This window comes from Streptomyces sp. NRRL F-2664 (assembly GCF_000719345.1).
In the GTDB taxonomy this organism is placed as follows: domain Bacteria; phylum Actinomycetota; class Actinomycetes; order Streptomycetales; family Streptomycetaceae; genus Streptomyces.
In genome coordinates this window covers 1-248 of the sequence record NZ_JOFX01000569.1, presented here as the reverse complement: position 1 = coordinate 248, position 248 = coordinate 1, and the positions used below count along the sequence as shown (strand labels likewise).

The window sequence follows — 248 nt, the reverse complement described above, 5'->3', positions numbered from 1 at the left end:
TGTTGCGGAGGTCGACCTTGCCGTTCACGACCGGCACCGTCACCAGGTTGGGGACGATCTGCCCGGGCGTGAAGTTCAGGTTCGACACGCCCGGCGCCGCCTGCCCGTTGGGGTAGACGGTGACGTGTCCGGCCTCGGTCGGGTGGACGGCGGTCACGTTCATGACCACGGCCGTCACCCCGGTGGCCGGGACGCCCTTCACCCCGGCGACCTGGAGGGTGACGACCCCGCCGGGGCCGACGCGCTGC

1 protein-coding gene is annotated in these 248 nt (G+C 72.2%); it reads right to left on the bottom strand.

The genetic code is table 11. The annotated features are described in order from the left end of the window. A partial coding sequence (locus tag IF89_RS0137020) for a hypothetical protein (RefSeq protein ID WP_030778371.1) occupies positions 1 to 248 on the bottom strand: 248 nt, incomplete at both ends.